At 68.2% G+C, this 7356-nt stretch carries 8 protein-coding genes and 1 pseudogene; 4 read left to right on the top strand and 5 right to left on the bottom strand.

All coding sequences use genetic code 11. From position 1 onward, the window contains the following. Positions 1 to 128 precede the first annotated feature (128 nt). The 3 genes and pseudogenes from ACFXJ8_RS37415 to ACFXJ8_RS37405 all read left to right on the top strand — a co-directional run. Positions 129 to 440, top strand: a pseudogene (locus ACFXJ8_RS37415) (transposase domain-containing protein); the annotation flags it as partial. 13 nt (positions 441 to 453) lie between these two features. Continuing rightward, positions 454 to 1359 (top strand): IS4 family transposase, encoded by a 906-nt coding sequence (locus ACFXJ8_RS37410; protein WP_379649234.1) that lies wholly within the window; start codon positions 454 to 456, stop codon positions 1357 to 1359. A gap of 708 nt (positions 1360 to 2067) precedes the next feature. Further along, complete coding sequence (locus tag ACFXJ8_RS37405; RefSeq protein ID WP_379649232.1) at positions 2068 to 2448, top strand: hypothetical protein; 381 nt, start codon at positions 2068 to 2070, stop codon at positions 2446 to 2448. A 1-nt stretch (position 2449) separates the two neighbouring features. Here the strand turns inward: ACFXJ8_RS37405 and ACFXJ8_RS37400 are convergent, their stop codons facing one another. Further along, positions 2450 to 3250: a hypothetical protein gene (locus tag ACFXJ8_RS37400; protein ID WP_379649230.1), complete on the bottom strand. Its 801-nt coding sequence runs from the start codon at positions 3248 to 3250 to the stop codon at positions 2450 to 2452. A gap of 289 nt (positions 3251 to 3539) precedes the next feature. On the opposite strand from ACFXJ8_RS37400, the gene ACFXJ8_RS37395 reads away from it, so the two are divergent. Then, positions 3540 to 4421, top strand: coding sequence for a hypothetical protein (locus tag ACFXJ8_RS37395; protein ID WP_379649229.1), 882 nt, complete (start codon positions 3540 to 3542; stop codon positions 4419 to 4421). Between the two features lie 7 nt (positions 4422 to 4428). On the opposite strand, the gene ACFXJ8_RS37390 is transcribed toward ACFXJ8_RS37395, so the two are convergent. The 4 genes from ACFXJ8_RS37390 to ACFXJ8_RS37375 form a co-directional block, all read right to left on the bottom strand. Further along, positions 4429 to 4818, bottom strand: a complete 390-nt coding sequence (locus tag ACFXJ8_RS37390) for an MFS transporter (RefSeq protein ID WP_379649227.1) — start codon at positions 4816 to 4818, stop codon at positions 4429 to 4431. A 402-nt stretch (positions 4819 to 5220) separates the two neighbouring features. Then, on the bottom strand, positions 5221 to 6129 hold the full coding sequence (locus tag ACFXJ8_RS37385; protein ID WP_379649226.1) for a hypothetical protein: 909 nt from the start codon (positions 6127 to 6129) through the stop codon (positions 5221 to 5223). After that, entirely contained in the window at positions 6126 to 6947 is an 822-nt protein-coding gene (locus ACFXJ8_RS37380) for an ABC transporter ATP-binding protein (protein WP_379649224.1), read from the bottom strand. Before ACFXJ8_RS37380 ends, ACFXJ8_RS37385 begins: the two co-directional genes overlap by 4 nt. Further along, positions 6944 to 7324, bottom strand: coding sequence for a GntR family transcriptional regulator (locus tag ACFXJ8_RS37375; RefSeq protein WP_379649222.1), 381 nt, complete (start codon positions 7322 to 7324; stop codon positions 6944 to 6946). Before ACFXJ8_RS37375 ends, ACFXJ8_RS37380 begins: the two co-directional genes overlap by 4 nt. Positions 7325 to 7356: the final 32 nt, after the last annotated feature.

Raw genomic sequence — 7356 nt, 5'->3', positions numbered from 1 at the left:
AGGGCCAGCCATCCTTCATCTTCCGTGCAGCAGCACGACAGCAGTCGTCTCCTACCGCATGACGACTCCTCTCCGCGCGTGGCGCAACAATGCCGTTTAGATAGTGATCTTGCTGGTAGCGTTGCTTAGTGATCTTGTCGGGTGACGCAGGCGGTTCGGGGCGGTTGACGGATCTGGTAGCGGTCGGCGCGCTGACATCGCTGATCCCTCGCCAGGTCCTGGACGCGGCCATCGCCACACACGGATGCCGGGAGCGTCGCGTTCGCAAGCTCCCCGCGCACGTGGTCGTCTACCTGCTGATCGCACTGTGCCTCTACCCCGACGACGACTACGAGGAGGTCGCCGAAAAACTGACGGGCATGCTGGCCCTGGTGCCGGGGGCGCGCTGGGAGGCGCCGACACGCGGGGCGATCACCCAAGCCCGACAGCGCCTGGGAACCCAGGCGGTCAGAGGTGTTCCAGCAGATCGCCCGGCCCGCGGCAACCGAATCGACGCCGGGCGCCTGGCTGAACCGCCGGCGGGTCATGGCGATCGACGGGTTCGTCCTGGACTTGCCCGACACCGAGGCCAACGTCGCCGAGTTCGGCCGTGACAGCGCGGGCGGGTACGAGACCGCCTTCCCCCAGGCCCGGGTGGTCGCCATCAGCGAGTGCGCCAGCCACGCCATCGTGGCCGCCGACGTGGCGGGCTGCTGGGCCGGCGAGCAGACCCTCGCGTTCTCGCTGTACGAGCAGTTGAACGAGGAGATGCTGCTCACCGCCGACCGCGGCTTCTACAGCTTCCCCGCCTGGAACCAGGCACGTCGCAGCGGTGCTCACCTGCTATGGCGTGTCCAGGCCGGGCTCCGCCCGTACTGGCTGCGTGACCTGCCCGACGGGTCCTGGCTCGCCGTCATCACCAAACCCACCGGCCTGCGCCGATCGCAGAAAGACCGGCTGCGCGAGGCCGCCCGCCAGGGCCACCCCCTCGATCCCGACGACGCGGTGATCGTACGGGTCGTCGACTACACGGTGCCCGACCGCAAGGGCGAGCACATCCGGCTGATCACCAGCATCCTCGATCCGGCCGCGGCCACCGCCGAGGAGCTGGCCCGTTGCTACCACGACCGCTGGGAGGCCGAAACCGGCATCGATCAGCTGAAGACTCACCTGCGCGGGCCGGGCCGTATCCTGCGCTCGCACACCCCCGAGCTGGCCTATCAGGAGATCTGGGCCTACCTGCTCACGCACTGGGCGTTATGCACGCTGATCTGCACCGCCGCCACCGCGGCCGGGATAGACCCCGACCGGATCAAGTTCCTGGGCACCGTCCGCATCGTGCGCCGCTCGGTCACCGACCGCGCGGCCTTTTCCCCCTGAGCCACCCGACGCCTCCTGGACCCGGGCCCTGCACCAGGTCGCGCACCGACGGAACCTGAACCCGCGCCGCCGCCACCGCTCCTACCCGCGAGCCGTCAAACTCCCTCGCAGGAGCAGCTACCGTGAACGACGCCCCTCCGACAAGGGCATCCGGTACGCGGGTCCACCAACTGTCGCACTCTTGCCCACGCCATCGGCCGCGCAGCCAAGATCATGATCATTTTTTATCTAAACGGCATTGGCCCTGAGTTCCGCCAGCACCTTCGCGACATAGGCAAGCTCTTCCTACGTGCCGGCACCGCTTAGCCGGATCACGGACCTCAGATATCTCCGGTGAGCCTGACCTGGGCCAGGGCCTTCCCGTGTACCTAGTGACAGCTTCGTTAACGACAGGCCGTCTACCACGCCACCGACACCACCATCACCATCGGCATCCGCGGACCCGACGCGGCCGACCGCATCAACCAACTCCGCCACGCCCTGGCCAAGCTCATCACCAAACATGGCTGGACCACCCGAGACGAACCCCGCTGACCTGCGGCTCAGCGCTTATCGAGAAGTCTCGTCGGAATATGACCACGACCCCAGAAGGGCCGCTATCGGATCTCTTTGAATCACGTGCAGCAAGCTGCACGTGATGTGCATGAAGTTAATCTCCGGACGGTGCCCATTGCTCCTAATCTCGATTCGCAGAGAAAGGGAGCAATTATGAACGTCACCACTTTCATCGAACTCTTCTGGGCGTGGACCACGCTCATCGTGTCCGCCATGCTCTTCATCAGGCCTGCTGTGCTGCGTGAGCTGAAGGCGCTCGTGGTAGAGGACAGAGGGTTCGGAATCAGCTACGGATTCTTCTCGATCTTCCTCGGGCTGAGTTCCGTACTCGTGCACAACGTCTGGGAGCTCGGCTGGCGCACGATCGTCACCCTTATCGCGTGGGGCGCCCTGCTGAAGGGAATCTACGTGATCGCCTATCCGGAACCCTCGAAGAAGACGAATTTCGAACTCCGCGTGCTGACGACGAGAATCGCTCTGGCGGTGGTCTGTGTCGGCTGCGTCGTGGTGCTGATGGCCGTCTATTCGAGGTAGGTCAGATCCAGCCGCGCTCCCTGGCCAGGAGCGCGGCCTGGAAGCGGCTGGAGGCGCCCAGCCTGGCCATCAGGTCGGCCACGTGCGTGCGGTATTTGCGAACGGACACATGAACGGCCCGCGCGGCTAGTTCGTCCTTGCTGAAAGTGGCCAGCGCACTCAGTACCTGCCGCTCCAGCGCAGTGAGCACCTGCTCGTCCAGATCGCGGCCGGACGCCCAGAGATGCTCGAACAGGTCGACGAAGGTGGCCACCACGCCGGGCTGGCGGATCACCAGAGCGCCCGGCGCGCCGTCAGAGGGGTCGATCCTGACAAAGGCCGTGGCGCGGTCGAGGATGAAGAACGGGCGAACGTGGCCGGTGACGACACGGTGCAGGTCGCCGAGGCCGGTCATCCGCCTCGCGTACTCCAACTGGTCGGGATCGGCCAGCGAGTCCGCCGGCACGATCGTCCGTGAGGTCATGCCGCTGGCCAGCTTCTCGGTGAAGCTCGCGCTCGTATCGTCGTTGTAGGACGACTTGGAGCCGATCGGTGCCTTCTTGACGTTCAGGCTCTCCTTGCGCCGAGTGGCGCTGAGGCGGGCCTGGACGGCGGCCATGCCTTCGATGCGCTCGACCATCTCAAACCTGCGGTCCCCCGAACCCAGGTCTCTGACGGTCTCCCAGAGCGCCCCGATCTGCTGCAGGTCCCTGGCGGCTTCCTCCATCCGCCGGCGCACGAGTCGATCCAGCACGGCGTCCGGGCGGGCTGGCAGCAGCGCATCGTCGATCAGCCCCAGCGCCTTGAGCTCGGCGATCGCCACCGGCTCGCCGCCAGGGGGAACCACGCCCGGCGTGTCCAGCAGCAGCCGATAGACCCGCTCTTGCTCCACGGTCATACCAATAGCCACATGAACCCCTAAAACACCCATCAATGCAGAAGATGCACAATAGTGTGCATGATCCTGCAGACCTCTGCTCCAGAGTGCGGACAGGACGTCGGCTGCCTCGCCCTGCTCGACCAGGTCCCGGCCCTCGGGACGGAACGATCAGTGGCGCTAGCGTGTGCAGTTTCCTGCACACCACATGGCGGCCGGCGACATGATCCTTAGCGTGGATCGAGACGAGCTACGGGCGAAGGTACAGCGGGAGCGACGGCTGCGGCGCCGGGTGCGCCGGGCAGCGTGGCGGTTGCGCCAGGCTGAGATCGAGCACGCGTGGGCCATCGCGTCGGCCCGTGCCGAGGGCCTGCCGGTGCGGGCGGTGGCGGCCGAGGCCGGGCGCTCGCCCTCACGCATCCAGCAGATCGCCACGGCGGCCGCGCCGCTGCCGGAGCTGGAGGCGGCGCTGGCGCACCTACGTCAGGCGGGGTGGCCGGCTCCGGAGGATCCCGCTGGTAGCGATGATGAGGAGCTGGACGGCCGCGACAGCATCGCCGAGCGCCTGGTCGACGAGGTGCGTTGGGTACTGAAGTGCGCCGACTGGGTCGACCAGCTCGCCGGCGACGAGTTCCCCCCGGTGGTGAACCTGCGCCCGTCCGATGATGAGGACGCCTACCACGTCGGGGTGGATCTGACCCGAGTGGCCGCGGTGCTACGCCGGATCGCCTACGACATCGACGAGCTGGCCCGCGCTCGCGCGGTGGCCGACCTGGACCAGGCCGCCATCATCGGCGACCGGCGCGCTGAGCGACGCCGCCGCCTAGCCGAGGCGGACCTGTCGTATGCCGCCTTCAACCGCAGGTACCGCGAGCGGGCCCGGTCCGGAGCGCTGCGCTACCGCGCCCCGGCGCCGCTGACGGAGGCCGACATCTGGCGGGCCTACCAGATGGAGCTGCGCGAGCGTGGCGAGCCGCACCACGATCCACGAGCCGTCAAACGCCCTCGCAGGAGCAGCTACCGTGAACGACGCCCCTCCGACAAGGGCATCCGGTACGCAGGCCCGCCGACCGTCGCACTCTTGCCCACGCCATCGGCCGCACAGCCGAGACCATGATCATTCTTTATCTAAACGGCATTGGGGCGGCCCGCGCGGGCGACTCCATCGATTGGACGACGAAGAGCAGGGCGTACAGCGCGAACAGCGGCATTCCGGGAATCGCGATGAGGACGACCAGAATCGCCCGGGCGAGATCCGCGGAAATCATCACATTCCTGCGCGGATAACGGTCGGCGAGAACCGCGAGCAGGGAGCCACCCATAATCGCCGGCAGATAGGTGAGGGCATAGGAGAGCGCGGTCAGCCACGCGGAGGACGTCCGCTGGTAGACCAGGATGACGACGGCCACTCTGGCCAGCTGGTCACCCAGTTCGGAGACGACGGTCGCGCTCCAGAGACGGCGGTATTCCGCGTCGGAGAAGACCTCTCTGAAGCCCACGGACTGCTTTCCCATGGATCATCGCCACCCGTACCCATAGATCGCAAACGGATGCAACCTAACAAGATCGAGTAGCAAGATCAAGGACTTGAAATGCCCCAGACAATTTCAGATCATTACGAACGCAGCGTTGATCGTTTTATCACCATAATGGGCGATAAATCGCGATTGAGTGCTGCGTCCCGAGGGGAAGGGAGGTGGCAACCGTGCAGCGCGGAGTCTCCTGGACCTAAGACCGGTGGCCCTCCGCCAACCGGCGACCACCTCGTACGGCTGGCCCCCCGCCAGCCGTACACCCCTTCTCTCCGTCGCCGTCCGTGACGGGTGGCACCGAAGTCCCGCTGGAGGAGCGCACGGAGACGGGCGCCCGCCCAGAGACCACGTCGGCGCCCGGCCCCGCCTGCCGTACCGGAGGAATCACGGGACGCGGCGCACCGTGAGCCAGCCGAGCAGCCCCGCCCCCGCCAGCAGGATCGCCGCGTCGGTGAGCTGGAAGCGCCAGAACATCTCGGGCCCGTGCACGTAGAACACGTACCGGTACCCCTTCCCGACCAGGCAGCGCTCGTGGGCGAGCTGTGCCCGCTCCCCCCACACCAGGGGACGCGGGCACACCCCCGCGGGCGGCGCGGCGATCTCGACGCCCGCGGGGTCCACCCAGGCCCGCGACACCAACCGCGCGTCCTGCTCGAAGCTCGCCTCAGCCGTCACCACCCTGGTCGGCGTCGCGTAGTGGTCGCTCGCGCTGAACAGCGCGAACGTCATGACCGCGAGCACGCCGACGACCACCGCCATCGCGGGGAGCGTGCGCCGCAGCACGGCCCCGGCCGCCGTCCCGAGCATGAGCGCGAACACCCACCAGGCGACCGGCTCCACCCCGAGCATGTTGAAGATGCCGATGTTGCCGAACGTGTCGGTGCGGAACAGCGGCCGCCACGCCGACACCATCGCGGACATGGCGAGCCCGCCCAGCGCGACCAGCCCGCCCAGCACCGACAGCTTGACCGCCAGCCACCGCCGCGGTGTCACCCCCTGCGTCCAGACGAGCTGGTGCGTCCCCCGCTCGAGCTCCCGTCCCAGCAGCGGCGCACCCCAGAACACCCCGATCAGCGCGGGCGCCACGATCGGCAGCCACCCGAAGAGGGTGTAGACGGTCTGGTAGCGCTCGCTCAGCGCCGCGTCGAGGTCGCCGCCGCCCATGCCCGCGTGCGAGGCGACGAACGCCGACGCCTCCAGCCACGACACCAGGAACATCACCCCGAGCGCCGCCAGCAGCCCGGACATCACCAGCACCTGTCCCCTGTGCTGCCGGTAGGTCAGCCAGATCACGCCCGCACCCCCGCGAGTCTCGGCAGCGCCGCCGCCTCGGGGCTGCGCAGGTAGGCCATCACCAGATCCTCGAGGCCGACCGCCCTTGTCCGCCACCGCGGGTCCGCGACCGGCGTGCCGCGCACGAGCCAGCTCTGCTCCCTCTCGGTACGGCTGCCGCCCACGACCGTCGCGTTCAGCGTGAGCTCCGGCGGCCCCGTCATCATCCGGTGTTCGGCCAGCAGTTCCTCGATGTCGCCACTGACCTGCACCCGCCCTCCGTTCAGCACAACGAGCCAGTCGCAGGTGTCGACCAGGTCGGACACCACGTGCGAGGAGATCACCACGCCCATCCCCGCCTCGGCGACCGCGGTCATGAGCGAGCGCATCACCTCGTGCCTGGCCAGCGGGTCGAGGTTGGCCAGCGGCTCGTCGAGCACGAGCTGGTCGGGCCGCCTGGCCAGGGCCAGCGTGAGCGCCACCTGCGCCTGCTGGCCTCCCGACAGCCTGCCGACCCTGCGGTCGAGCGGGATGCCGAGCTCGTCCATGCGCGCGACGGCCAGCGCCTGGTCCCATCGCCGGTTGAGCCTGCGCCCGAGCGTCAGCGTCTCGGCGACGGTGAAGGAGTCGTAGAGCGGTTTGTCCTGCGCCACGAACGCGACCTCGCCCGCCGTCCTGACCGTGCCCCTGTCGGGAGTGAGCAGGCCGACCACGGTGTGGAGGAGCGTCGTCTTGCCCGCGCCGTTCGGCCCGACGAGCGCGGCGACCCTGCCTCCCGGCACGTGGAGCGAGCAGTCGCGCAGCCGGTCACCGACGCTCAGCCCGGTCACCTCGATCACGCCGCCACCTCCCTGACGACCGCGCCGAAGAGCGCGTGCAGGTCTTCGTCGGCCAGCCCGGCCTCGCGCGCCTGCCGTACCCACGCGGCGAGGGAGGCGCGCAGCCGCGTGTGGTCGGCCAGTGTCGCGCCGCCGATCGAGCGCTCCACGAACGTGCCCATGCCGGGGCGGCCGATGACCAGGCCCTCGCGTTCGAGCTCGCGGTAGGCCTTGAGCACGGTGTTGGGGTTGATCGCCAGCCGGTCGACGACCTCCTTGGCGGTGGGGAGCTTGTCGCCGGGCCGCAGGGTGCCGAGCCGCAGGGCCTGCTTGACCTGGTGGACGAGCTGGAGGTACGTGGAAACCCCCGAGCCCCTGTCGAGATAGAAGTCGATCACGACGGCAACACCCTTTCACTATTGCAATAGTG

Source organism: Nonomuraea sp. NPDC059194 (genome assembly GCF_042754765.1).
In the GTDB taxonomy this organism is placed as follows: domain Bacteria; phylum Actinomycetota; class Actinomycetes; order Streptosporangiales; family Streptosporangiaceae; genus Nonomuraea.
The sequence above is the reverse complement of the archived record's forward strand: the minus strand, read 5'-3'. Positions and strand labels throughout refer to the sequence as shown.